At 74.3% G+C, this 1,590-nt stretch carries 1 pseudogene; it reads right to left on the bottom strand.

Annotation, left to right across the window (positions count from 1 at the left end):
• Positions 1-1,590, bottom strand: a pseudogene (locus B0W88_RS34100) (hypothetical protein); the annotation flags it as partial.

Raw genomic sequence — 1,590 nt, 5'->3', positions numbered from 1 at the left:
CCATCAGCGCGGCGTCCACATGCCGGCCCTCGCGGGCTGCCGCCAGCGCGAAGGTGTCGGCCGCGATGCTGACGGTGGCCGGGTAGGCGCGCAGCGCCGCGACGGTCGGCGCCACGGCCTCTCGCGCGCGGCCCAGCTGCACCAGCGCGAAGGCCTGGTTGCTGAGGATCAACGCCTTCACCTTGGGCCGGAACTCGCCGGCATCGACATGGCGCTGCGCCGCGGCGACCGCCTCGTCGAAGCGGCCCTCGATCAGCAGCTCGTCGGTGATGTGGGCGCGGCAGACGGCGGCCAGCGCCTCGAAGCCGCAGCGCGCGCTCAGCTGCTCCAGCTCCTGGTAGCGCAGCAGCGGGCGCAGTGGCGGCTGCTCGTCATCGTCGTGGCCATGCTCCTCGCCATGCGGCAGGTTGCCCATGATGGTGGCGGTCAGGCGGATGCGCAGCGGGATCTCGGCCTCGTCGATCTGCAGGAACTCGGCCCGCATATGGGCCGCCTCGGACTGCAGGCCGGGACGCGATTCGTAGAGCCGGATCAGCTGGGCCAGCGCGCCGTAGCGGCCGACCGTGTCGCCGATGGCGCGGTAGTCCTGCAGCGCGCGCAGCGCCAGCTCGGTGGCGAACTCGCGGCTGCCGTCGGCATAGTGAGCGGCGCCGTAGGCCAGGCAGGCGGCGGCGCGCAGCGAGGGCAGCGCGTCCTCCAGCACGTCCAGCGGCACGCGGTACTGCACGATCTCGGCGTAGTGGTGGGCGAAGGTATCCAGCCGCGAGAGCGCCACCACCAGGCCGGCCAGCACGTCGCCCTCGCGGGCCTCGCAGGCCCAGGCGAGCGCGGCGCGCACGTTGTGGCGCTCGGGCAGGTAGCGCTCGGCCCACTGGGCATCGCGCATGGCGACGAAGTCGGCCTCGGCGGTGTCGAACCAGCGGGCCACCACATGCGCATGGCGGCGGCGCAGCGCCGGCAGCTCGCCGGCCTCGGCCAGCTTCGTCGCGGCATAGTCGCGCGCGCTCTCGTAGAGGAAGAAGCGCGGCACCGGGCCGGCCTCCTGCACGCGCTGCACCAGCGACTTGTCCACCAGCGTGCCGAGCACCTCGACGGCGGCCCATTCGTCCAGCCCGTCGGGCGTGTCCTCGGGGTCGCGGGTGACCTGGCGGGCCATCTGCGCGGTGAAGCCGCCCAGGAAGGGTTCGAGCCGGCGGAACACCTTCTGCTCGGCCGCGCTCAGCAGGCCGTAGCTCCAGTCGAAGGTGCTGCGCAGCGTCAAGTGCCGCGCCGGTGCGCCGCGCGGGGCGGCGAGCAGGCGCAGGCGCTGGTCCAGCTGCTCGTGGACCGAGGCCAGGCCCAGCGTGCCGATGCGGGCCGCCGCCATCTCGATGGCCAGCGGCAGGCCGTCCAGCTGGCGGCACAGGTCGACCACGCGGGCCACGTTGCCCTCGTCCAGCACGAAGTGGCGGTCCGCCGCGCGGGCGCGCTGGCACAGCAGGCGCACCGAGGCGCTGAGCGCGGCGGCTTCGAGGCCCGCGTCAGCGGCCGGCACGTCCAGCGGCTCGAGCCGGTAGACCTGCTCGCCGGGCAGGCGCAGCGGCTCCTGCG

Source organism: Pelomonas sp. KK5, assembly GCF_001984095.1.
In the GTDB taxonomy this organism is placed as follows: domain Bacteria; phylum Pseudomonadota; class Gammaproteobacteria; order Burkholderiales; family Burkholderiaceae_C; genus KK5.
This window is presented reverse-complemented; position numbering and strand designations above follow the sequence as displayed.